This window comes from Saccharothrix lopnurensis (assembly GCF_042658445.1).
Taxonomy (GTDB): domain Bacteria; phylum Actinomycetota; class Actinomycetes; order Mycobacteriales; family Pseudonocardiaceae; genus Actinosynnema; species Actinosynnema lopnurensis.
In genome coordinates this window covers 110,827-134,137 of the sequence record NZ_JBHSQO010000012.1, presented here as the reverse complement: position 1 = coordinate 134,137, position 23,311 = coordinate 110,827, and the positions used below count along the sequence as shown (strand labels likewise).

Sequence of the window (23,311 nt, the reverse complement as noted above, 5' to 3'; positions counted from 1 at the left end):
CGTTGGTGGTGCTCAGTAGCGGTCGATCACCGGCTTCTCGGCGGGCGAGCCCGACTTGCCCAGCGTCGCCTCGTAGATCTTGTCCCAGTCGCCGCCCGTGATGGCCTCGTCCAGGATGTCGTTCACCTTGTCGCGCAGCGGCTTGTCCTCCTTGGGCAGGCCGATGCCGTAGGGCTCCGCGGAGAACGTCTTGCCGACGACCTTGAACTTGTCCGGCTCCTCGGCCGCGTAGCCCTTGAGGATCGCGTCGTCGGTGGTCACGGCGTCGACCGAGCCGTCGGCCAGCTTGCTGACGCACTGCGAGTAGTTCTGGAACTCGGTGATGTTCTCGAGCTCCGTGTAGTTGCCCTCCTTGATCCGCTTGATCGGCGTGGAGCCGGTCACGGAGCAGACCTTCTTGCCCTTGAGGGTCTCGGGGCCGGTGATGGAGGTGTCCTCCTTGCGGACCAGCAGGTCCTGCCCGGCGGTGAAGTACGGGCCCGCGAAGCCGATCTTCTGCTTGCGGTCGTCGTTGATCGTGTAGGTGCCGACGTAGTAGTCGATGTCACCGTTGATGATCGCCTGCTCGCGACCCTGCGAGGCGATCGCCTTGTACTCGATCTTGCTCTTGTCGAAGCCGAGCTTGGCGGCCACCAGGCGGGCGATGTCGATGTCGAACCCGCTGTACTCGCCGGTCGTGGCGTCCTTCTGACCGAGGAAGGGCTGGTCCTCCTTGACGCCGATGATGACCTTGCCGCGGCCCTTCATCCGCTCGAACGTGGTCGAGCCGTCGACCGTCACGTCCGCCACTGCCTGCTGGGAGGGGGCCGCGCCCGCGTCCGTGGGGCTCCCCTCCTTGCCGCACGCGGTCAGGGCGAGGCCGCCGGCCAGCAGCGCTACCGCAAGGGTGCGAACCCTCATCGTCTTTCTCCTGCTCTTCTTCGGGTCGTGCGGCGCCAGGCTCAGCGCCGCGGTCTGGGGACTTCAGTGGGTCAGGATCTTGCCAAGGAAGTCCTTCGCGCGGTTGGACTTCGGCGCGGAGAAGAAGTTCTCCGGCGTCGAGTCCTCGACGACCTCACCGTCGGCCATGAAGATCACGCGGTCCGCGGCCTTGCGGGCGAAGCCCATCTCGTGGGTCACCACGAGCATGGTCATGCCCTCCTTGGCCAGCGTGGTCATCACGTCCAGCACCTCCTGGACCATCTCCGGGTCCAGGGCGGAGGTGGGCTCGTCGAACAGCATCACCTTGGGCCGCATCGCCAGGGCGCGGGCGATCGCCGCGCGCTGCTGCTGGCCGCCCGACAGCTGGGCGGGGAACTTCTCCGCCTGGTTCGCGATGCCGACCCGCTCCAGCAGCTCCATGCCCTCCTTGCGGGCCTGGGCCGCCGGCACCTTGCGGACCTTCACCGGCGCGAGCACGACGTTGTCGACGATGCTCTTGTGGGCGAACAGGTTGAACGACTGGAAGACCATGCCCACGTCGGCGCGCAGCCGGGCCAGCTCCTTGCCCTCGGCGGGCAGCGGCTGGCCGTCGACCTCGATGGTGCCGGAGTTGATCGGCTCCAAGCGGTTGATCGTGCGGCACAGCGTGGACTTGCCGGAGCCCGACGGACCCAGCACCACGACCACCTGCCCCTTCGGCACCTCCAGGTCGACGCCCTTGAGGACGTGCAGGGGTCCGAAGAACTTGTCCACGCCCACCATCCGGATCATCGGCGGAGCAGGAGTGGCGGCGGTCATCAGTCCTCCAGTTGGGGGTTCCTGAGCGATGGCGGAAACCTAGGTGTGAAGCACCACACCAGTCCAGGCGGTTGAGCAAGACTTAGGGTCTCAACTCTGTCACAGGCCGGCGACATTATCGGGAGGCACCACGGTGCGCGTGCTGTTGGTCGAGGACGACGACCGGGTGGCGGAAGCGCTGGTACCGGCGTTGACCCGACGCGGGTTCACCGTCGATCGCCAGGCGACCGGTCGGGGGACCCTCGATCGACTGGCGGGGGTCGACGTGGTGCTGCTGGACCTGGGCCTGCCCGATGTGGACGGAGTCACCCTGTGCCGGCACATCCGGGCCGCCAGCGACGTGGCGATCATCGTGGTGTCGGCCCGCGGCGAGATCGACGACCGCATCCTGGGCCTGCACGCCGGGGCGGACGACTACCTGGTCAAGCCCTACGACGTGGGCGAGCTGGTGGCGCGGGTGCACGCGGTGCGGCGGCGGCGCGGCGACCCGGTCGGGGTCGGCGGCACGGGCACCCAGGTGTTCGAGGTGGCGGACGTGCGGGTCGACCTGGGCCGGCACGAGGTCACCGTGGCGGGTGAACCCGTGACCCTGTCGCGCAAGGAGTTCCAGGTGTTGGCGCTGGTCATGGCCGCGGGTGGCGCGGTGTGCACGCGGGAGCGCATCCTGGCGGAGGTGTGGGGACGCACCTGGGCGGGGGCCAACCGGACCCTGGACGTGCACGTGGCGACGCTGCGCACCAAGCTCGGGCGTCCGGCGTTGTTGGAGACGGTGCGCGGGGTCGGGTACCGGTTGAGCGGGGGCTGAGTGCGGTCGCGGCTGCTGGGGATCGTGGTGACGCTGGTCGTGCTCGTGCTGCTGGGCATGGGCGTGCCGCTGGGGCGCGGCATCGCCCAGGCCGAGCAGCAGGAGATGTTCCTGGACCGGCTGACGGACACCACGCGGTTCGCGTCGGTGGCGCAGCGGCCGTTCATCGACGACCAGCCCACGGTGCTGCGGGGCGAGCTGGAGCGGTACCAGGAGCTGTACGGCATCCGGGTGGCGCTGCTGGGCCGGGACGGGCGGGTGGTGGCGCAGTCCGGGCCGGTGGACCTGGCCCCGCCCGAGGTCGCGGACCTGGTCAACGGGGCGCTGGCCGGGCGGCAGCCCAGCGCGCCCGAGCTGATCATGCCGTGGGACTCCACCGAGCTGGTGCTGGCCGAGCCGGTGCTGGAGGCGGGCGAGGTGCGCGGGGCCGTGGTGACGTTCTCGCCGACCTGGAAGACCCGCTCCGAGGTGCTGGTGTGGTGGGCGGTGCTGCTGGCGGCCAGCCTGCTGGTGCTCGTCGCGGCGGTGTTCGCGGCGTTGCCGCTGGTCGGGTGGATGCTGCGGCCGGTGCGGCGGCTGGACGACGCCACCGGCGAGCTGCTGTCTGCGGTGGTGTCGGGGCAGCCGGTGGAGCCGGTGGGCTCCTCGTCCGGGCCGCCCGAGCTGCGGCGGCTGTCGCGGTCGTTCGACCAGATGGCGGCCAACGTCGGCGACGTGCTCGCGGCGCAGCGGGCGTTCGTGGCCGACGCCTCCCACCAGCTGCGCAACCCGCTGACCGCGTTGAAGCTGCGCCTGTCGAACCTGGAGGACCACGTGGTCGGCGAGGGCGTGGCGCACCAGGTCGCCGCGCTGGACGAGGCCGACCGGCTGAACCGGATCCTCGACGAGCTGCTGACCATGGCGCGGGCGGGCGCGTCGTCGGTGGACCCGGTGCGGGTGGACGTGGACCGGGTGGTGGCGGGGCGGCTGTCGGCGTGGCAGCCGGCCGCGGCGGCGCGGGAGGTGCACCTGGTGCTCGACGGCGAGCCGGGCGGCGCCGCGCTGGCGCCGCCCAGGGGCGTGGAGACGATCCTGGACGCGCTGCTGGACAACGCGCTGAAGTTCACCTCCGACGGCACGCTGGTGCACGTCGACGTGCGGCGGCGGGACGGCGTGGTGCGGCTGTCGGTGCGCGACGAGGGGCCGGGGCTCGACGCCGAGGAACTGGAGCGGGCCACCGACCGGTTCTGGCGCAGCCCGGCGCACCAGAACGTGCAGGGCTCCGGGCTGGGGCTGGCGCTGGCGCGGCAGGTCGTGGAGCGGGTGGGCGGCTCGATCCGGCTGGAGTCGCCGGAGGGCGCCGGGCTCACCGTGACGGTCGAGTTCCCCGCCGCGTGAGGCGGTGCCCGCCCGTCAGCCGACGAGCAGCGCGCCGGCCGCGGCGATGACCACGAGCAGGGCGACGCGCAGCCCCGTGCTGCCCGGGAGCCGGTCCCGGCGCACGATGCCCGGCACGAAGGCCAGGGCGAGGAAGGCCGGGCCGACGCGGTCCTTCACCGCGCCGCGGTCCGAGGTCGCCGCGAGCTCGCGCAGCGACGACTCCAACTCGTCCAGCGCCGCGCACGGCAGCAGTTCCTGGGCCGCGACCTGCGGCGACACCGGTTCCTGGGCGGCCGCGACACCGGCCGGGCCACCCAGCGCGACCGCCGCGAGCGCAAGCCCCGCGACCACGGCGCGAACAGTCCTGACGAACAAATCCCCCACCCCCGAAACCCGATCAACGACATTCACCGAGTTCGACGAGCACCTGGCGTGCGGCCGGGCCACCCCGGAACGGAAAAGGCGAGCCCCCGCTCACCACCGACGATCACGCGCCCCCACGCCATCGACCCCCGTCGACGAATGACATGGTTCTCCCGGGCCGGGCTCAGACCTTGGCGTCCCGGTAGTAGCGCATGGCGCCGGGGTGCAGCGGCACGGGCGTGGTCTCGATCGCCGAGCGGACCTCGATCGACCGGGCCACCGGGCTCGCCGAGACCAGCGCCGGCTGGGCCTGGAACAACCCCCTGAGCAGGGCTTCCACCACGTCGTCCGGCACCGTGTCGTTGACCAGCAGGAAGTTGCGCACGACCAGGGTGACCACCGGTCCGCCGTCGAGGAGGTTCCCCGCCGAGTCCCCGTCGAGCCGGTAGGCCGAGGCGGGCAGCGTGGCCGTGCCGTAGACCGGGAACCTCTCGCGCAGGGCGGGCAGCGTGTCGCTCAGGTCGAGCATCCGCATCCGCACCGTCGTGGCGAGGTCGGTCACCGCGTCGGTCGGCACGCCGCCGGACCAGAAGAACGCGTCCAGCGTGCCGTTGCGGATGGCGTCGACGCTGGGCTGGAGACCGAGCGACTGGACCTTCAGCCGGTCCGTCATGCCCGCCTCCGCCAGCAGTCGCCTCGCGATCACCTGCACGCCCGAGTCCGGCGCGCCCAGGCTCACCCGCAGGCCCTCCAACTGGGCCAGCCCGGTCACCGGCAGGTCGGCCCGCACCAGCAGCTGGAGGTAGTCGTCGTGCATCCTGGCCAGCGCGAACACCCGGTGCCCGGTGTCTCCCCGCTCCAGGTCGGCCGCGTCGGCCGCCGAGAAGCCCACCTGGGCCTCGTCGGTGCGCAGCAGCCGGAGGTTGTCCACCGACCCCGAGGTCTTCTCCACCTCGGGCGGCGCGACGCCCGGCGACCTGGTCCACGCCTCGGCCAGGGCCGTGCTCAGCTTGTGGTAGACGCCACCCTCGTTGCCCGCGGCGATGGTCAGCCGGACGTGCCCGAAGTCGTCGGCGCACCCGGTCAGCGCCGTGGCGGCCAGGGCCAAGAGCACCCCGACCGCGCGCAACCTCCGCAGCCCTACCGACACCTGCGCATCGTCGCACGTCCAGGCTCTACCCTGGGAGTCGACGGAAGGACGAGGTGCAGTGACCCGCAGTTACCAGATCCGCACGTTCGGTTGTCAGATGAACGTGCACGACTCCGAGCGCCTGGCCGGCCTGTTGGAGGACGCGGGCTACGCGCCCGCCGGGGACGACGCGACGCCGGACGTGGTCGTGTTCAACACCTGCGCGGTCCGGGAGAACGCCGACAACAAGCTCTACGGCACGCTCGGCCACCTCGCGCCCGCCAAGTCCGCGAACCCCGGGATGCAGATCGCGGTCGGCGGCTGCCTGGCCCAGAAGGACCAGGGCGAGATCGTCAAGCGCGCCCCGTGGGTGGACGTGGTGTTCGGCACGCACAACATCGGCTCGCTGCCGGTCCTGCTGGAGCGCGCCCGCCACAACCGCGAGGCCCAGGTCGAGATCCTCGACGCCCTGGAGACCTTCCCCTCGACGCTGCCCGCGCGCCGCGACTCGGCCTACTCGGGCTGGGTGTCGATCTCCGTCGGCTGCAACAACACCTGCACGTTCTGCATCGTCCCGTCGCTGCGCGGCAAGGAGCGCGACCGCCGCCCCGGCGACGTGCTGGCCGAGGTCCAGGCCCTGGTGGACGAGGGCGTGCTGGAGGTCACCCTCCTGGGCCAGAACGTCAACTCCTACGGCGTGGAGTTCGGCGACCGGTACGCGTTCGGCAAGCTGCTGCGCGCCACCGGCGCGGTCGACGGCCTGGAGCGCGTCCGGTTCACCTCGCCGCACCCGAAGGACTTCACCTCCGACGTCATCGCGGCGATGGCCGAGACGCCCGCGGTGTGCCACCAGCTGCACATGCCGCTCCAGTCGGGCTCGGACCGCGTGCTCAAGGCGATGCGCCGGTCGTACCGGACCGCGAAGTACCTGTCCATCCTGGACGAGGTGCGCGCGGCCATGCCGGACGCGGCCATCACCACCGACATCATCGTCGGCTTCCCCGGTGAGACCGAGGAGGACTTCCTGGGCACCCTGGACGTCGTCCGGCGGGCCCGCTTCTCCTCCGCGTTCACCTTCCAGTACTCCAAGCGCCCCGGCACGCCCGCCGCCGAGCTGCCGGACCAGCTGCCCAAGCAGGTCGTCCAGGAGCGCTACGACCGGCTGGTGGCGCTGGTCAACGAGATCGCCCACGAGGAGAACCTCCGCCAGGTCGGCCGCCGGGTCGAACTGCTGGTCGCGGCCGGCGAGGGCCGCAAGGACAGCGAGACCAACCGGATGACCGGCCGCGCCCGCGACGGCCGCCTGGTGCACTTCACCCCCGGTGCCGCGCGCGTGCGCTCCGGCGACGTGGTGGAGACCACGGTCACCTACGGCGCGCCGCACAACCTCATCGCGGACGGCCCGCTGCTGTCGCACCGGCGCACGAAGGCGGGTGACCGGTCCGAGGCGGGCGTGAAACCGAAGACCCCGGGCGTGACGCTGGGCCTGCCGTCGTTCGGCGAACCGGCCCCGCTGCCCGCGGCCGTCGGCGGGTGCGCGGTCCGATGAGCGACGAGCACGACGACCTCGCCGGCCTGCGCGAGGAGATCGACGGCGTGGGCCGCACGGCCGCCAAGCGCTTCGGCCCGGGCGCGGGCGCCCTCACCATCGCGATCGCGGCCCTGGCCGTCCTGATCTCCCTGGTCCTCCCCTGGACCGAGGGCCGCCAGGGCTTCTCGATCCTCTTCGGCGACGCCCAGGCCCTGCCGAAGTTCTTCTCCTGGGCGGCCGTGCTCACCGGCGTCCTGCTCCCGGCCGTCACCCTGGCGACCCGCCGCTGGACCCTGGCCTGGGTCTGCGCCCTGACCTCGTTCGCCACGAGCATCGCCGGCGTCCTGTCCATCTGGACCACCCAGACCACCACCAGCCACACCCCGGGCCCGGGTCCGGGCTTCGGCCTGGTGGTGGCCGCCACCGCCGCGGTAATCCTCCTGATCAAGTGGCTCCAGATAGCGGCCTCCCGCCCCCCACTCCCCTAACCCCCGCGCGAGTCGTACCTCCAGACCCCGCGAGTCGTACCTCCAGACCCCGCGAGTCGTACGTCCAGAACGCGCGAGTCGTACGTCCAGGACCACCGTGTCGTACGTTCAGGACCCCCGAATTCGTCATTCGCGCACCCCTCGGCCACGGCTCCGGGGTACCTGAACGCTGAACTCGGGGGTCCTGGACGTACGACACGCGAGGTCTGGACGTACGACTCGCGAAGAGGTTGAGGGGCGGGCCCTGGTGGGCCCGCCCCTCGTTCTAGCCAGGTGGTCAGCGGCTGGCCACGGCCTGTTCGGCGGCTGCCAGCCACTCGCGCCACTGCTGGGCCTGGGCCTCGGCCTGCTCGGCGCGGCGCTTGTCGCCGGACGAGCGCGCCTTCGCGGCCTGGGCCTCGAACTGCTCCACCCGCTCGCGGAACTGGGCCACGCGGGCCTCGGCCTCGGGGTCGGACCGGCGCCACTGGGCGTCGACCGCGCCGCGGACCCGCTCCTCGATCGTCCGCAGCTTGCCCTCCAGGTCGCGGACCCGCTCGCGCGGCACCTTGCCGATCGCGTCCCACCGCTCCTGGATGCGGTACAGCTGCTGCCGCGCCGTCTCCAGGTCCAGCGACGGGTCGATCCGCTCGGCCTCCGCCAGCAGCTCCTCCTTCAGCTTCGCGTTGGCCGAGAACTCGGCGTCACGCTCGTTGAACGCCTCGGAGCGGCGGGCGAAGAACGCGTCCTGCGCGGCCCGGAACCGCTGCCACAGCGCGTCGTCGGCCTCCTTGGGCGCACGCCCGGCGGCCTTCCACTCGACCATCAGGTCCTTGTACCGACCGGCCGTGGGACCCCAGTCGTCCGACTCGACGAGCTTCTCGGCCTCGTCGACCAGCTCCTGCTTGCGGTTCTTGGCCACGCCCCGCTGCCGGTCCAGGTCCGCGAAGTGCGAGCCCCGCCGCCGGTTGAACGCGTCCCGGGCCTTGGAGAACCGGCGCCACAGCTGCTCGTCGGTCTTGCGGTCCACGCCCCGGATGGTCTTCCACTCGTCCAGGATGGTCCGCAGCCGGTCACCGGCCGACTTCCACTGCGTGGACTCGTTGGCCAGCACCTCGGCCTCCTCGACCAGCGCCTGCTTGCGCGCGGCGGCCGCGGCCCGAGCCTCGTCCTTGGCGATCTTCGCCGCCTCCAGGCCCTGCTCGGCCAGCGCCAGCACGTACTCGACGCGCGTGGCCAGCGCCGCGAGGTCGCCGACCGCCGCCGCCTCGGGCAGGCTCTCCTGGACGTGCTTCGCGCTGGTCATCGCGTGCTTCGGGTCACCGGCACCGGAGGTCAGCCGGGTGACCAGCAGCTCCACCTCGGTGCGGATGTCGTCGAACCTGCGCGCGAAGTGCGCCAGCCCCTCGACGGGCTCGCCCGCCTGCCAGGACCCGACGACCCGCTCGCCGTCGGCCGTCTTGACGTAGACGGTGCCGTCCTCGTCCACGCGCCCCCAGCGGTCAGGGTGGTCCGACGCCACGGGGACCGTGGGTGGCGCCGCAACCGGCTTCGATGCCACCTGGGTCTCCTCGACCACCGCCCCCGCCCCACTGTCGCCAGTGGTCCCCGGTGTCGTCTCGTGCTCCGTCATCGCCGGCTTCCTCCTCGCCTGCCCACTTCGTGGTGCCCGTGCCGACCACGGGCGCCCCGCCGATGGCGGGGCCCAGCACCCGGGTGCCGCTCGACCCGTCTCAGGGTCGCCGGTACCTCGCGCGCATTCAAACAGGTCAAGGCTCGCATCGGTACCGGTGGTGGCCGATGAGTAGCGTGGGTTGCCATGTTCTCGCGACTAGCGGTCGTGCCGCACCCCCCGCTGCTGGTGCCCGAGTTGGTGTCGGGAGCGGTCCCGGACGCCGAGCAGGTGCGCGCCGAGTGCCTGGCCGCCGCCCGTGACCTGGCCGCGCACGCGCCCGACTGGGTGGCCGTCGGCGTGGACCCGTCCGGTCCGCGCACCCTCGACGGCGTGGCGGGCACCTTCGCCGGCTTCGGGGTGGACGTTCGGGTGGCCCTGGCCGAAGACACCGAAGACACCGGGAAGGCCGTGGACCCCGACCTGCCGCTGCCCGCCCTGGTCGCGGGCTGGCTGCGGCAGCGGGCGGGCGCGCGGCGGGTGCGCGTGCACCTCGTGCCGCCGGACCTGCCGCCCGCCGAGTGCCTCGCGCTGGGCGCCCGGCTGGCCGACGAGGCGCGGCCCGGCCAGGCGCTGCTCGTGCTGGGCGACGGCTCCCACCGGCACGGCGAGCTGGCCGTGGGCAGGCCGGACGAGCGGGCCGGCGCGTTCGACGAGGACGTGCGCCGGGCGCTGGCCGCCGCGGACGTGGACGCGCTGCGCGCGCTCGACCCCGACCTGGCCGCGGAGCTGGGCGCGGACGGGCGGGCCGCGTGGCAGGTCGCGGCGGGGGTGCCGGGCGCGTGGCGGTGCGCGCGGTCGGCGTTCCTGGCGCCCTTCGGCGTCGGCTACCACTGCGCCGTCTGGGAGGCTTGACCCCGTGAACACCCCCGTGGCCGTCGTCGGGCCCACCGCGACCGGCAAGTCCGACCTGGCCGTGCGGCTCGCCCTCGAACTGGGCGGCGAGGTGGTCAACGCCGACGCGATGCAGCTGTACCGGGGCATGGACATCGGCACCGCCAAGATGACCCCCGAGGAGCGGCGGGGCGTGCCGCACCACCTGCTCGACGTGCTGGACGTGACCGAGACCGCCTCCGTGGCCGCCTACCAGCGCGAGGCGCGCGCGGCCGTGGAGAAGGTGCTGGCCGACGGCCGCACGCCGGTCCTGGTCGGAGGCTCCGGCCTGTACGTGCAGGCCGTGCTGGACGACCTGCGCTTCCCCGGCACCGACGAGCGCGTCCGGACCCAGCTGGAGCAGGAGCTGGCGGTGTTCGGCGCGGAGACCCTCCACGGGCGGCTGGCGCAGCTCGACCCGGCCGCGGCGCTGGCGATCCTGCCCAGCAACGGCAGGCGGGTGGTGCGCGCGCTGGAGGTCATCGAACTGACCGGCGAGCCCTTCTCCGCGACCCTGCCCAGGCCCGGTCCGGCCCGCTACGGCACCGTGCTGGTCGGCCTGGACCGGGAGGTGTCCGAACTGGACGAGCGGGTCGACGCCCGGGTGGCGCGGATGTTCGCGGCGGGCCTGGTGGACGAGGTCCGCGAGCTGGCCGCGCACGGCCTGCGCGAGGGCCGCACGGCCTCGCGCGCGCTGGGCTACCAGCAGGTCCTGGCCGCCCTGGACGGCGAGCACCCGCTCGCGGACGCGGCGGCGCTGACCGCCCAGGGCACCCGGCGGTTCGTGCGCAGGCAGCGGTCCTGGTTCCGCCGCGACCGGCGGGTCACCTGGTTCGACGCGGGCTCGCCCACCCTGGCCGAGGATGTGCTCGACCTGGTCGCCACGTAGCCTGGTGGGCGTGGGGATCGAGTTCCTGAAGGGCCACGGCACCGAGAACGACTTCATCGTGCTGCCCGACCCGGACGCCGTGCTGGACCTGACCGAAGCGCGCGTGCGGGCGCTGTGCGACCGGCGGCGCGGCCTGGGCGCGGACGGCGTGCTGCGGGTCGTGCGCCCCGACCGGGGGCCCTGGTTCATGGACTACCGCAACGCCGACGGGTCGATCGCGGAGATGTGCGGCAACGGCGTGCGCGTGTTCGCCCGCTACCTGGTCGAGGCCGGCCTGGAGCACGAGGGCGGGTTCGTGATCGGCTCGCGGGCGGGCGAGCGCCCGGTCCTGGCCCACCCGGACGGCTCGGTCACCGTCGACATGGGCCCCGCGCTGGTCACCGGCACGGGCACGGCGACGCTGGGCAGTGGCGCGTTCGACGGGGTCGCGTTCGACGGGGTCGCGGTGGACGTGGGCAACCCCCACCTGGCGTGCGTGACCGACGTGCCGGTGGCCGAACTGGACCTGGGCTCCCCGCCCGGCCACGACCCGGCGCTGTTCCCCCACGGGGTGAACGTCGAGTTCGTCAACGTGCTGGGTGACGGCGCCCTGCGGATGCGCGTGCACGAGCGCGGCGTGGGCGAGACCCGCTCGTGCGGCACGGGCACGGTGGCGGCGGTGGCGGCGTGGCTGCACGGGACCGGCCAGCAGGCGGGCAAGGCCACCGTGGACGTCCTCGGCGGACAGGTGACCGTCGTGGTCGAGGAGGAGACGGCCACGCTGACCGGCCCGGCCGTGCTGCTCGCGCGCGGCGAGCTGGACCGGGACTGGTGGAACTCCCTCTAAACCCTAGAGGTCGAACACCTCCAGCTTCCCCAGCCTCGCGCCCGCCACCACCTCGGGCTGCGACGTGGGCGCGGTGCAGCAGACCAGCGTGCCGTCGACCACGGCCACGGCGAAGCACGCCTGGCTGGTTTCCACCTTCCGGGTGACGCGCCCGCCCTCCTCGACGTGGAACGCGAACGGCTGGAGCGCGGGGGCCACCCACAGACCGCCCCCGGGGTCCACCGCGATGCCGTCCGGGGCGATGAGGTGCTCGCGCAGCTCCGCCCACACCCGCCGGCCGGACAGCGCGCCGTCCTCGGCCACGTCGAAGCGGGTCAGCCGGAACGCCAGGGTCTCCGCGACGACCAGCCCGCCGTCGGCGAGCAGCACCGTCCCGTTGGGGAACTTCAGGTCCTCGGCCGCCGCGCCGACCGCGCCGTCCGGCCGGACCAGCGCCAGCGGGGTGCCGGGCGCGGTCCAGCCCGGCTCCAGCAGCGCGGCCTCGCCACCGGCCGCGAGCGCGGCGTGCAGGTCGAAGCCGAAGTTGCCGACGTAGGCGCGGCCGTGCGGGTCGACCAGCATGTCGTTGGCGTGGAAGGTGGCGATGCCGCCCAGGTCGGCGTGCTCGACGAGGCCGCCGTCCTCCAGCCGCAGCACCCGCCGGTCGGTCATCGACACCACGAGCAGCCGGCCGTCCGGCAGCCACCCCAGGCCGGAGGGCTGTCCGGGCACGGCGCACACCACCTCGTCCTCGCCCGTGGCGAGGTCGATCGCGTGCACCTCGCGGTCGTAGAAGTCGGAGTAGAACAGCCTGCCGTCCGGCGCCCGACGCGGTCCCTCGCCGAACCGGAGGCCGCCCCGCAGGACCCTGGTGTCAGCCACGACTGCCGACCGTAGTGCCCCCCGGCACGTCCCGCATCGCCCTGAGCGGTGACAGCAGCACCCACAGCACCGCCACCGCCTGGCCGCCCGCCGCCACCCACAGCGTCGGCGTGACGCCGATGCCCCCGCCCAGGGCGCCGCCGATCAGGCCGCCCAGCGGCAGCGCGCCCCACACCACGAACCGGATGCTCGCGTTCATCCGGCCGAGCAGCCGGTCCGGGCAGATCGACTGCCGGTAGCTGACCTGCGCGATGTTGTAGACGATCACGCCGTAGGAGGACCCCGCCTGGCCCAGGACCAGCAGCCCGATCCGCCAGTCCGCGCCGCCGAGCGGGACGAGCAGCCCGAACGGGAACGTGACCAGCGCGGACAGCCAGATCGTCCGGACCTGCCCGAACCGCCTGGTCCACCACCCCGTGGTGAGCGCGCCGAGCACGCCGCCGACGCCCGCGGCGCTGAACACCAGGCCCACCACGCCCTCGGACAGGCCCAGCTCGCGGACCAGGAACAGCACCGTGACGGCGGCGCCGATGCCGCCGAAGAAGTTGGCCGTGCCCGTGCAGCCGACGACGGCGCGCAGCGAGCGGTGCCCGAACACGAACCGCAGGCCCTCGGCGATCTCGCGCCGCAGACCGGGCTCCCCCGGGCGCTCCGGGCGCGGCTCCGGCGTGCGGACGCGCAGCAGGAACAGGGCCGAGACCAGGTAGCCCAGGCCGGTGGCCAGCACGCCGTTGGCCGCGCCGAGCCCCTGCGCCACGCCGCCCGCCACCGCCGGTCCCGACACCTGGGCGACGGCCCGGCCGGACTCCAGCTTCGCGTTGCCCTCGACCAACTGGTCCCGGCCGACCAGCGACGGCAGGTAGGACTGGTGGGCGACGTCGAACATGACCGTGGCCGCGCCGACCAGCAGCGCCACCACCACGAGCTGGACCAGCGTGAGCACGCCGAACCACCACGCCACGGGCACCGACAGCATCAGCGCGGCGCGGGCGAAGTCGGCCACGAGCATCACCGGGCGCCTGCTCAGCCGGTCCACCCACACCCCGGCGGGCAGGCCGATGAGCAGGAACGCGGCCGAGCCCGCCGCCGAGAGCACGCCCATCTCGAACGGCGTCGCGGCCAGCGCGCCCGCCGCGAGCAGGGGCAGGACGGTGCGGCCCACCGTCGCGCCGAACTGGCTGGTGGTGTTGCCCACCCAGAGCAGGCGGAAGTCGCGGTGGGACCACAGGGACATGCCCGGGAGTCTCGCGGGAGTGATTGGAAAGTGTCAATCACTTACTCTGCACGGGTGTCCCGACGCCTCGCCACCGCCCTGGAGGTCGCCGCGCTGTCCTCGGACGTGCGGCTGCGCATCATCCGGCTGACCCACGACACCCCGCTGACCAACAAGGAGATCGCCGAACGGCTCGGCAAGGACCCGGCCACCACCCTCCACCACGTGCGCAAACTCGTCGCCGCGGGCTTCCTGGAGGCCCAGCCGGCGCGCACCGGCAGGCGTGGCGCGCGCGAGCTCCCGTACCTGTCGACGGGCCTGTCCTGGCAGCTCACCGGGAAGGACCGGCCGCCGGCCGTCGAGGAGGCCGTGCTCCAGGCGTTCCTCGGCGAGGTCGCGGACGTGGGCGTGGGCGCGCTGCGGCAGACCAGGCTGGTGGTGCGCACCGATCCCGGGGAACTAAAACGGCGCCTCCAGGCGTTGTTCGATGAGCTGGCAGCGGAGCCGGCCGACCCCGACGACGAGCGGGTGGCGATCTACCTGGCGATGTACCCGGGGGATTAACCACTCGGTCCGGCCGGGGCCGCCGTGGGACGATGAAGGGCAAATGACGGAAAACACGTACCGAACCAACGACCGGCTCGACCAAGACGACGAGCTGTCCACCGGCGAACTGGCTCTTGAGGAGCGCGCGGCGCTGCGGCGCGTCGCCGGGCTGTCCACCGAACTCGAGGACGTCACCGAGGTCGAGTACCGCCGGCTGCGGCTGGAGCGGGTCGTGCTGGTCGGCGTGTGGACCGAGGGCACGGCGGCCGACTCCGACGCCTCCCTGGCCGAACTGGCGCTGCTCGCCGAGACCGCGGGCTCCGAGGTGCTCGAGGGTCTCGTCCAGCGGCGCGACCGGCCCGACCCGGCCACCTACATCGGCTCGGGCAAGGTCACCGAGCTGCGCGACATCGTGATCTCGACCGGCGCGGACACCGTGATCTGCGACGGCGAGCTGTCCCCCGGCCAGCTGCGGCAGCTGGAGGAGCGGCTCAAGGTCAAGGTCATCGACCGCACCGCGCTGATCCTGGACATCTTCGCCCAGCACGCCTCCACCAAGGAGGGCAAGGCGCAGGTCGAGATGGCCCAGCTCCAGTACCTGATGCCGCGCCTGCGCGGGTGGGGCGAGTCGCTGTCCCGGCAGGCCGGTGGTCGTGCCGGTGGCGGCAACGGCGGCGTGGGCCTGCGCGGTCCCGGTGAGACCAAGCTGGAGACCGACCGCAGGCGCATCCGCGCGCGCATCGCCAAGCTGCGCCGCGAGATCGCCGGGATGAGCGTCGTCCGGGAGACCAAGCGCCACCGCCGCGTCGCCAACGCGGTGCCGAACGTGGCCATCGCGGGGTACACGAACGCGGGCAAGTCCAGCCTGCTCAACGCGCTGACCGGCGCGGGCGTGCTGGTGCAGGACGCCCTGTTCGCGACCCTCGACCCGACCACGAGGCGCACCGAGACGCCCGAGGGCCTGCCCTACACGCTGACCGACACGGTCGGCTTCGTGCGGCACCTGCCGCACCAGCTGGTCGAGGCGTTCCGGTCGACGCTGGAGGAGGTCGCCGACGCGGACCTGCTGGTCCACGTGGTCGACGGGTCCGACGCGATGCCGGAGAAGCAGGTCAAGGCGGTGCGCGAGGTGATCGGCGAGATCACCGAGCGGCGCGACGAGCCCATGCCGCCCGAGCTGCTCGTGGTCAACAAGATCGACGCGGTGGGCGAGCTGGGCCTGGCCCGGCTGCGGCACCTGTTCCCCGGCGCGGTGTTCGTCTCCGCGCACTCCGGCGAGGGCATCCCCGAGCTGCGCGAGCGCATCGCGACCATGACGCCCCGATCTGAGGTCGTGGTGGACGCGATGGTGCCGTACGCGCGGGGCGAGCTGGTCGCGCGCGTGCACCGGGAGGGCGAGGTGCTCAAGGAGCGGCACACCGAGGAGGGCACGGAGCTGTCCGCCCGGGTGCGGCCCGACCTGGCCGGCGCGCTGGAGCAGTTCGCCGTGGACGGAAGCCGCGCCTGAGCCGGTGCGCGCCGTCCTGGTGGTGTTCGGCCTGCTGACGGGGGCCGGTTCCGCGATCGCGGAACCGGCCCCCGTCGCCGTGTGCTCGGTGACCGACGAGCGGCTGTCGGAGCTGTCCGGCCTCGCCGCGCGCGGGGACGAGCTGTTCGCGGTGAACGACAGCGACAACGGCCGGCTGGCCGTTCAGGTGATGGACCGGAATTGCGCGATCACCCGGACGATCACCACGTCGATCAACCCGTTCGACGTTGAAGATCTTTCCGTCGCTCCTGACGGAACCCTGTGGGCGGCGGACACCGGCGACAACGGCAAGACCCGCGAGACCGTGGCATTGCACGCGGTGTCCCCCGACGGCACGGCCCGTTTGTACCGCCTCACGTATCCTGACGGAAAGCACGACGCCGAGGCGTTGTTGTTGGACGGCTCGGGAATTCCGCACATCATCACCAAGGAAACGATCGGCTCGGCGTTGGTGTACCGGCCCGTTTCCGGGTTGATCGAGAACGCGCCGAGCCCGCTGGAGCAGGTGGCGCGGGTGTCGATCAGGGGCACGGAGACGCCCGGCGGGCCGTTGACCAACCCGGTGGTGACGCGGGTGGTGACGGGCGGGGCGATGAGCGCGGACGGCCGGGTGGCCGCGTTGCGCACCTACACCGACGCGTACCTGTTCCCGGTGCCGGACGGCGACCTGGCGAAGGCGCTGGAGGGCGACCCGGTGCAGGTGCCGCTGCCGGACGAGCCGCAGGGCGAGGCCATCGCGTTCGACGGGGACGGCGCGCTGCTGTCGGCCTCGGAGTTCGGCAACGGCGGGGTGTCCTCGCAGCTGCGCCGGGTGGAGGGCGCCGTCGCGGCGGCCGTGCCCCCGGAGCCGACCCCGACCGCCGCGCCCACCTCGGACGCGGACCCACCGGCCACCGCCACCCCGGCGGCACCGGAGCCGGGACCCGTTCCCGGGTCCCCGCGCCGTTCGCCTTCAGCAGGTTCGCGCCGGGTTCGTCCTCAGAGGCGGCGCAGCACCGCGACGACCTTGCCCAGGATCGACGCCTCGTCACCGAGGATCGGCTGGTAGGCCGGGTTGTGCGGCAACAGCCACACGTGGTCGTCCCGGCGCTTGAACGTCTTCACCGTGGCCTCGCCGTCGATCATGGCGGCCACCACGTCGCCGTTGTCGGCGGTCGGCTGCTGGCGGACCACCACCCAGTCACCGTCGGTGATGGCGGCGTCCACCATCGAGTCACCCACGACCTTGAGCAGGAACACCTCACCCTCGCCGACCAGGTCGCGCGGCAGCGGGAACACGTCCTCGATGGCCTCCTCCGCCAGGATCGGCCCGCCGGCGGCGATGCGGCCCAGCATGGGCACGTACGCGGGGGTGGGCCTGGAGGTGGGGGCCAGGCCGGTCACGATCTCGGTCGGCAGCACGCCCACCGCGCGGGGGCGGTTCGGGTCCCGTCGCAGGAAGCCCTTCTTCTCCAGCGCGCGCAGCTGGTGGGCGACCGAGGACGTGCTGGTCAGGCCGACCGCCTCACCGATCTCGCGCACGCTCGGGGGGTAGCCGAACCGGTCCAGCCAGTCGCGGATCACGTCGAGCACCTTGCGCTGGCGCAGGGTGAGCCCGGCGTTGCCCGCGATGTCCGTCGGCTCGGGCGTGGAGGGCACCTCCGCAACGATGCTCAGGTCGTCGTTGGTCTTGCGTGCCACGGCGCTTTCCCCTCCTCACCGGCTCCGATTCCCAGGCCGGTTCTGCGTCGATCTTCGGGTGTGGACGGTAGTCGGGTTGCGCGTCCAGATCAAACACCTGTTCGAAGTAAGTATCGGCGTGTCGTGGCGATTATGCGGCACTTAGTGGTAGACATTCGCACGGACGTTCGATCGAACACAGGTTCGATCGTGATCGGATGACCTGCGATGGAGGGCATCATGGCGGTGGTCATTGGCACCCGGAACAGCTTCGAACTGGTCGACGGGGCCGGGGTCGAGGACGTCGCCCTAGGCGCCGGGCTGCGACCGGGACCACGCGTGCTGCGCCGGTTCGACGTGCCGGACCGGGACCGCCGCCCGTCCACCCGCCGTGCCCCCGCCCCGGCCCGCGAGACCCCGCCCGACGCGGCCGCCTGCCGGGTGCGCCGGGAGCGGCACCCGGCCGTCCAGTTCGCGCTCTACGCGCTCGCCACCGCCGCCCTGGCCGCCGCCGTCACCTTCGGCTACCTCTACGCCTCGGGCGCCACCACCGTCCCCGAGCGCACCGCCGTGGTCCACGTCCAGGTCGGCGAAACCCTCCACGACTTGGCCAAGCGCAGCGCCCCCGCCAGCGACCCGGACGCCGTGGCGGCCCGCATCCGCACCCTGAACAACCTCACCACCGACGACCTGACCCCGGGCCAACCCCTGACCGTCCCCCGCTAACCCCCGCGCGCCACACCTCACACCCCCACGCGAGTCGTACGCCCAGCCCGCGCGAGTCGTACGTTCAGGACGCGCGAGTCGTACGCCCAGACCCCGCGAGTCGTACGTTCAAGTCGCGCGAGTCGTACGCCCAGACCCCGCGAGTCGTACGTTCAAGTCGCGCGAGTCGTACGTTCAGACCTCGCGAGTCGTACGTTCAGACCCACCGTGTCGAACACTCAGGACCCCCGAGTTCAACGTTCAGGTACCCAAGGCCGTGACCGAGGGGTGCGCGAACGTTGAACTCGGGGGTCCTGAACGTTGAACTCGGGGGTCCTGAACGTACGACTCGCGAGGTCTGGAGGTACGACTCGCGAGGTTCGGGGGTGGGGTGGACGGGGGTGGGGGTAGGGTGCAGGGCCGTTCGGGGGTGGGGGCGGATACAGCCGTACGGGTGACACGCCGAGGGCCTGTCCGAGTTGCGGCTCTGTAGGCCCAGGGCATAGGTTGACCCCTACATCTAGTGGTTGCACCGACGAAGTTAGTCCACAGGTTGGGGTATTCCCCCTCCCGGGGACTAACGCGATGGGTGCTGCGCTCAAGCAGGGGGAGACCAGCCGTGCGATGCCCGTTCTGCCGGAACTCGGACTCGCGCGTGGTCGACTCGCGTGAGGTCGACGAGGGTCAGGTGATCCGCCGCCGGCGGTCCTGCTCCAGCTGCGGCCGCCGGTTCACCACCGTCGAGGAGGCCGTGCTTGCGGTGGTCAAGCGCTCCGGCGTCACCGAGCCCTTCAGCCGTGACAAGGTCGTCAACGGCGTCCGCCGCGCCTGCCAGGGCCGCCCCGTCGACGAGGACGCCCTCCAGCACCTCGCGCACCGCGTGGAGGAGTCGATCCGCTCCGGCGGCGTCGCCGAGATCCCCAGCCACGAGGTGGGCCTGGCGATCCTCGGCCCGCTGCGCGAGCTGGACGAGGTCGCCTACCTCCGCTTCGCCAGCGTCTACCGCTCCTTCTCGTCCGTCGAGGACTTCGAGAAGGAGATCGCCGACCTCCGCGACGCCCAGCGCGACGACTAGCCCCGTCGCCGCGGCGCGGAACAGCGACAGCGGAACACCAGAACGTCACAAACACCAGAGCGACCGCCTCGGACGGGGAGCCCGGACGTGGTCGCGCCACCACACCACCTGATCGAGAGGGAAACCCGGATGACCGAGACCGTCGGTGGCTCAGGGAAGAAGACCGCCACCCGCAACGGCGCGGGCGCCAAGAACGCCAGGCTGAAGGTGGAGCGCGTCTACACCACCGAAGGCGTGCACCCGTACGACGAGGTCACCTGGGAGCACCGGGACGTCGTGATGACGAACTGGCGCGACGGCTCGGTGAACTTCGAGCAGCGCGGTGTGGAGTTCCCCGATTTCTGGTCGGTCAACGCGACCAACATCGTGACCAGCAAGTACTTCCGCGGCGCGGTGGGCACGCCGCAGCGCGAGCACAGCCTGCGCCAGCTCATCGACCGCGTGGTGCACGCCTACGTCAAGGCGGGCGTCGAGCACGGCTACTTCGGTGCCGACGGCGACGCCCTGGTGTTCGAGCACGAGCTGACCTGGATGCTGCTGCACCAGGTGTTCAGCTTCAACTCCCCGGTGTGGTTCAACGTCGGCACGACCTCCCCGCAGCAGGTCAGCGCCTGCTTCATCCTGTCGGTCGACGACACGATGGAGTCGATCCTGAACTGGTACCGCGAGGAGGGCCTGATCTTCAAGGGCGGTTCCGGCGCGGGCCTGAACCTCTCGCGCATCCGCTCGTCCAAGGAGCTGCTGTCCTCCGGCGGCACGGCGTCCGGCCCGGTGTCGTTCATGCGCGGCGCCGACGCGTCCGCGGGCACCATCAAGTCCGGTGGCGCGACCCGCCGCGCGGCGAAGATGGTCGTGCTGGACGTGGACCACCCCGACGTCGAGGAGTTCATCGAGACCAAGGCGCGCGAGGAGGACAAGGTCCGCGCGCTGCGCGACGCCGGGTTCGACATGGACCTGGGCGGCAGGGACATCGTGTCCGTGCAGTACCAGAACGCCAACAACTCGATCCGCGTGTCCGACGAGTTCATGCACGCCTACGAGACCGGCGGCCAGTTCGGCCTGCGCGCCCGGATGACCGGCGAGGTCATCGAGCACGTCGACGCGAAGTCCCTGTTCCGCAAGCTGGCGAAGGCCGCGTGGGAGTGCGCCGACCCGGGCATCCAGTACGACGGCACGATCAACGACTGGCACACCACGCCGGAGTCGGGCCGGATCACCGCGTCCAACCCGTGCTCGGAGTACATGCACCTGGACAACTCCAGCTGCAACCTGGCGTCGCTGAACCTGATGAAGTTCATGTCCGACGACGGCTCGTTCAACGCCGAGCTGTTCGCCAAGTCGGTGGAGATCATCATCACCGCGATGGACGTCTCCATCAGCTTCGCGGACTTCCCGACCCCCGCGATCGGCGAGACCACGCGCGACTTCCGCCAGCTGGGCATCGGCTACGCGAACCTGGGCGCGCTGCTCATGGCGACCGGCCACGCCTACGACTCCGAGGGCGGTCGCGCCCTGGCCGCCTCGATCACGTCGCTGATGCAGGCCGTGGCCTACCGGCGGTCCGCGGAGCTGGCGGGCGTCGTCGGCCCGTACGCGGGTTACGCCCGCAACGCCGAGGCGCACCAGCGGGTCGTCCGCAAGCACGCGGCGGCCAACGACACGATCCGCACCCTGCACGCCAACGACGCGGCGGTCCGCTCGCTGGCCACCAGGGAGTGGCAGCGGTGCCAGGAGGTCGGCAACCGCCACGGCTGGCGCAACGCGCAGGCCAGCGTGCTCGCCCCCACCGGCACCATCGGCCTGATGATGGACTGCGACACGACCGGCATCGAGCCGGACCTGGCGCTGGTGAAGTTCAAGAAGCTGGTCGGCGGCGGCTCCATGCAGATCGTCAACCAGACGGTGCCGCGCGCGCTGCGCGTCCTGGGCTACCAGGAGGAGCAGGTCGAGGCGATCGTCGAGTACATCGGCGAGCACGGCCACGTGGTGGACGCGCCGGGCCTGCGGCCCGAGCACTACGAGGTGTTCGACTGCGCGATGGGCGACCGCTCGATCGCGCCGATGGGCCACGTCCGGATGATGGCCGCGGTGCAGCCGTTCCTGTCGGGCGCGATCTCCAAGACGGTCAACATGCCGGAGACGGCGACCGTCGAGGAGGTCGAGGAGATCTACTACGAGGGCTGGAAGCTGGGCCTGAAGGCGCTGGCCATCTACCGCGACAACTGCAAGGTCGGCCAGCCGCTGTCGGCGGGCAAGTCGGCCAAGGCGACCGAGACCAAGGCCGTCGAGCCGGTCGTGGAGTACCGGCCGGTGCGCAAGAGGCTGCCGAAGAAGCGCCCGTCGCAGACGGTGTCGTTCACGGTCGGCGGCGCCGAGGGCTACCTGCACGCGGGCTCCTACCCGGACGACGGCCTCGGCGAGATCTTCGTCAAGCTCGGCAAGCAGGGTTCGACGCTGGCCGGCGTGATGGACGCGTTCTCCATGTCCATCTCGGTGGGCCTCCAGTACGGCATCCCGCTGGAGTTCTACGTCTCGAAGTTCCAGAACCTGCGCTTCGAGCCGGCGGGCATGACCGACGACCCGGACGTGCGGATCGCGACCAGCGTGCTGGACTACCTGTTCCGCCGGCTGGCGCTGGACTACCTGCCGCTGGAGAAGCGGGCCCAGCTGGGCATCTTCACCGCCGACGAGCGCACCGCGCAGGTGGCGTCGGACTACAACGGCGGTGACGTGGACCTGGAGGGGCTGCGCACCTCGGTGGGCTCGGCCGAGCAGGCGGCGCCCGCGAACGCGCCGTCGCCCGCGCCGGAGGCGAAGGCCAGGCCGCAGGACGTGAAGGTCGGCAGCTCCACGGAACTGCTCGAACTGCACCTGGGCAAGGCCGCCGACGCGCCGCTGTGCATGACGTGCGGCACGAAGATGCGCCCGGCCGGCTCCTGCTACCTGTGCGAGGGTTGCGGCTCGACCTCGGGTTGCAGCTGACGGACGAGCGGAACCGCGCTTGACGCGACCTCGGTCGCGTCAAGCGCGGCGCCGTAGGCGCTGGTGGGTGGTGGCGAGCAGCGCGTCTCGCCACCACCCGAGCCGTCAGCCCTGCCGGTTCCGCTTGGAGCCGGTCCGACGCGGTGGCGCGTTCACCGCGACACCCGAGGTCGAGTACGTCAGGTGCTGCGCGGAGGGGATCAGCGCGGCGAGTTGCGCGTGACGGTCAGGCCGAGCACGGTGTCGGCGCCGGCGCGGCGGGCCGCGTTGGCCACGCCCGCCAGGGTGTACCCGGTCCGGTGGGTGTCGTCGACCACCAGCACGGTCCGCCCGCTCAGGTCCTCGTCCACCCGGAACGCGGTGAGCAGGTCCTCCCGCTCCCGCGGCGTCATCTGCCTGGCCGGTTTCCGGACCCGCCGGTCGTCGGCGACCGGGGTGACGTCCAGCCCCAGCTCCTGCCCCAGCGCCAGACCCAGCAGCACGCTGGTCGCGGGGCGCCCGGGGTCGTGGCCGGGCACCGGCAGCAGGCGGGTGGACCGGACGAACCACTCGTGCCGGAGCACGACCTCCGCCAGCTCGGCGCACAGCCGCCGCCCGGCCCGGTCGATCTCGGCCCGCGTGCCGACACCGTGCTTGACCAGGTGCAGCAGGCCGCCGTGCTCGGTGCGCGCGAGTTCGGACGAGCCCTCGCGGACCGGCCGCGCGTGGTCGTCGAGCGCCACCGCGCCGTCCACGCCGCCCGGTGACCCGACGGGGATGACGACCACCTCGCCGAGCAGCCGCAGGAAGTCCTCCAGCCCGTCGGGCGGCGCGAAGTCCATCCGGACGCGGTGGGGCCACCGGTGGTCGGCGGTGGCGTCGGCCAGCGCCCTGGCCCGGGGCAGCGCGCCGACGACGTGGTCGGCGATGCCCCGCGCGCCGCGGAACCTCAGGAACCAGGACGACCCGGACGGTTCGAGCTTCCACTCCTCCAGCCGGTCGAACCGGCGGTGCGGTGTCGGCGCGGGCAAACGAGTACCCCCAGGCAGCAGGTGGAACAGGCAGCGTGGCACGGCGGAGGCCCGTCGCGCACGGCATTTTCCGCCGGGCCGTGCGGGGGTGGGTGCCCG

At 72.3% G+C, this 23,311-nt stretch carries 22 protein-coding genes; 13 read left to right on the top strand and 9 right to left on the bottom strand.

Annotated features, from left to right (window positions below; genetic code table 11):
- Window positions 1–12: 12 nt before the first annotated feature.
- Window positions 13–900, bottom strand: a complete 888-nt coding sequence (locus ACFP3R_RS14400) for a glutamate ABC transporter substrate-binding protein (RefSeq protein WP_380636358.1) — start codon at window positions 898–900, stop codon at window positions 13–15.
- Between the two features lie 63 nt (window positions 901–963).
- A complete protein-coding gene (locus tag ACFP3R_RS14395; RefSeq protein ID WP_380636479.1) occupies window positions 964–1,692 on the bottom strand; it encodes an amino acid ABC transporter ATP-binding protein in 729 nt (242 codons plus the stop codon).
- A 160-nt stretch (window positions 1,693–1,852) separates the two neighbouring features.
- On the opposite strand from ACFP3R_RS14395, the gene ACFP3R_RS14390 reads away from it, so the two are divergent.
- Window positions 1,853–2,524 (top strand): response regulator transcription factor, encoded by a 672-nt coding sequence (locus tag ACFP3R_RS14390; protein ID WP_380636356.1) that lies wholly within the window; start codon window positions 1,853–1,855, stop codon window positions 2,522–2,524.
- Window positions 2,525–3,901, top strand: a complete 1,377-nt coding sequence (locus ACFP3R_RS14385; RefSeq protein WP_380636355.1) for a sensor histidine kinase — start codon at window positions 2,525–2,527, stop codon at window positions 3,899–3,901.
- Window positions 3,902–3,916: 15 nt separating this feature from the next.
- Here the strand turns inward: ACFP3R_RS14385 and ACFP3R_RS14380 are convergent, their stop codons facing one another.
- Both ACFP3R_RS14380 and ACFP3R_RS14375 read right to left on the bottom strand, forming a co-directional pair.
- On the bottom strand, window positions 3,917–4,234 hold the full coding sequence (locus ACFP3R_RS14380) for a hypothetical protein (RefSeq protein WP_380636353.1): 318 nt from the start codon (window positions 4,232–4,234) through the stop codon (window positions 3,917–3,919).
- 196 nt (window positions 4,235–4,430) lie between these two features.
- Window positions 4,431–5,396: a TAXI family TRAP transporter solute-binding subunit gene (locus ACFP3R_RS14375; protein ID WP_380636351.1), complete on the bottom strand. Its 966-nt coding sequence runs from the start codon at window positions 5,394–5,396 to the stop codon at window positions 4,431–4,433.
- A 58-nt stretch (window positions 5,397–5,454) separates the two neighbouring features.
- Here ACFP3R_RS14375 and miaB point away from each other — a divergent pair, with 58 nt between their 5' ends.
- A complete protein-coding gene (gene miaB / locus ACFP3R_RS14370) occupies window positions 5,455–6,924 on the top strand; it encodes a tRNA (N6-isopentenyl adenosine(37)-C2)-methylthiotransferase MiaB (protein ID WP_380636347.1) in 1,470 nt (489 codons plus the stop codon).
- On the top strand, window positions 6,921–7,394 hold the full coding sequence (locus ACFP3R_RS14365; protein ID WP_380636344.1) for an Rv2732c family membrane protein: 474 nt from the start codon (window positions 6,921–6,923) through the stop codon (window positions 7,392–7,394). The genes miaB and ACFP3R_RS14365 overlap by 4 nt, the downstream gene beginning before the upstream one ends.
- Before the next feature lie 277 nt (window positions 7,395–7,671).
- On the opposite strand, the gene ACFP3R_RS14360 is transcribed toward ACFP3R_RS14365, so the two are convergent.
- A complete protein-coding gene (locus ACFP3R_RS14360) occupies window positions 7,672–9,006 on the bottom strand; it encodes a DUF349 domain-containing protein (protein WP_380636342.1) in 1,335 nt (444 codons plus the stop codon).
- Window positions 9,007–9,192: 186 nt separating this feature from the next.
- Here ACFP3R_RS14360 and ACFP3R_RS14355 point away from each other — a divergent pair, with 186 nt between their 5' ends.
- From ACFP3R_RS14355 to dapF, 3 genes are read left to right on the top strand one after another with little or no spacing between them, the layout of a single operon-like run.
- Complete coding sequence (locus ACFP3R_RS14355; protein ID WP_380636340.1) at window positions 9,193–9,900, top strand: class III extradiol dioxygenase subunit B-like domain-containing protein; 708 nt, start codon at window positions 9,193–9,195, stop codon at window positions 9,898–9,900.
- A gap of 4 nt (window positions 9,901–9,904) precedes the next feature.
- Window positions 9,905–10,807 (top strand): tRNA (adenosine(37)-N6)-dimethylallyltransferase MiaA, encoded by a 903-nt coding sequence (miaA, locus tag ACFP3R_RS14350; RefSeq protein ID WP_380636338.1) that lies wholly within the window; start codon window positions 9,905–9,907, stop codon window positions 10,805–10,807.
- Window positions 10,808–10,817: 10 nt separating this feature from the next.
- Window positions 10,818–11,633, top strand: a complete 816-nt coding sequence (dapF, locus tag ACFP3R_RS14345) for a diaminopimelate epimerase (RefSeq protein WP_380636336.1) — start codon at window positions 10,818–10,820, stop codon at window positions 11,631–11,633.
- 3 nt (window positions 11,634–11,636) lie between these two features.
- Here the strand turns inward: dapF and ACFP3R_RS14340 are convergent, their stop codons facing one another.
- A complete protein-coding gene (locus ACFP3R_RS14340; RefSeq protein WP_380636335.1) occupies window positions 11,637–12,494 on the bottom strand; it encodes an SMP-30/gluconolactonase/LRE family protein in 858 nt (285 codons plus the stop codon).
- Entirely contained in the window at window positions 12,487–13,728 is a 1,242-nt protein-coding gene (locus tag ACFP3R_RS14335) for an MFS transporter (RefSeq protein WP_380636333.1), read from the bottom strand. The genes ACFP3R_RS14340 and ACFP3R_RS14335 overlap by 8 nt, the downstream gene beginning before the upstream one ends.
- A gap of 54 nt (window positions 13,729–13,782) precedes the next feature.
- Here ACFP3R_RS14335 and ACFP3R_RS14330 point away from each other — a divergent pair, with 54 nt between their 5' ends.
- From ACFP3R_RS14330 to ACFP3R_RS14320, 3 genes are read left to right on the top strand one after another with little or no spacing between them, the layout of a single operon-like run.
- Window positions 13,783–14,271, top strand: a complete 489-nt coding sequence (locus ACFP3R_RS14330) for an ArsR/SmtB family transcription factor (protein WP_380636332.1) — start codon at window positions 13,783–13,785, stop codon at window positions 14,269–14,271.
- A gap of 43 nt (window positions 14,272–14,314) precedes the next feature.
- The gene (hflX, locus tag ACFP3R_RS14325) at window positions 14,315–15,760 is read left to right on the top strand and encodes a GTPase HflX (RefSeq protein ID WP_380636330.1); all 1,446 of its coding nucleotides are present in this window, start codon (window positions 14,315–14,317) and stop codon (window positions 15,758–15,760) included.
- Between the two features lie 4 nt (window positions 15,761–15,764).
- Window positions 15,765–16,829 (top strand): hypothetical protein, encoded by a 1,065-nt coding sequence (locus ACFP3R_RS14320; protein WP_380636328.1) that lies wholly within the window; start codon window positions 15,765–15,767, stop codon window positions 16,827–16,829.
- Here ACFP3R_RS14320 and lexA read toward each other — a convergent pair.
- The gene (gene lexA, locus ACFP3R_RS14315; protein WP_380636327.1) at window positions 16,760–17,461 is read right to left on the bottom strand and encodes a transcriptional repressor LexA; all 702 of its coding nucleotides are present in this window, start codon (window positions 17,459–17,461) and stop codon (window positions 16,760–16,762) included. The two genes, ACFP3R_RS14320 and lexA, sit on opposite strands and share 70 nt — an antisense overlap.
- Before the next feature lie 219 nt (window positions 17,462–17,680).
- On the opposite strand from lexA, the gene ACFP3R_RS14310 reads away from it, so the two are divergent.
- From ACFP3R_RS14310 to ACFP3R_RS14300, 3 genes are all read left to right on the top strand, one after another.
- The gene (locus tag ACFP3R_RS14310; RefSeq protein ID WP_380636325.1) at window positions 17,681–18,166 is read left to right on the top strand and encodes a LysM peptidoglycan-binding domain-containing protein; all 486 of its coding nucleotides are present in this window, start codon (window positions 17,681–17,683) and stop codon (window positions 18,164–18,166) included.
- A gap of 598 nt (window positions 18,167–18,764) precedes the next feature.
- Entirely contained in the window at window positions 18,765–19,220 is a 456-nt protein-coding gene (gene nrdR / locus ACFP3R_RS14305) for a transcriptional regulator NrdR (protein ID WP_344039795.1), read from the top strand.
- Window positions 19,221–19,349: 129 nt separating this feature from the next.
- Window positions 19,350–22,202 (top strand): vitamin B12-dependent ribonucleotide reductase, encoded by a 2,853-nt coding sequence (locus ACFP3R_RS14300; RefSeq protein ID WP_380636323.1) that lies wholly within the window; start codon window positions 19,350–19,352, stop codon window positions 22,200–22,202.
- A gap of 200 nt (window positions 22,203–22,402) precedes the next feature.
- Here ACFP3R_RS14300 and ACFP3R_RS14295 read toward each other — a convergent pair whose 3' ends face one another.
- Window positions 22,403–23,212, bottom strand: a complete 810-nt coding sequence (locus ACFP3R_RS14295; RefSeq protein WP_380636321.1) for a ComF family protein — start codon at window positions 23,210–23,212, stop codon at window positions 22,403–22,405.
- Window positions 23,213–23,311: the final 99 nt, after the last annotated feature.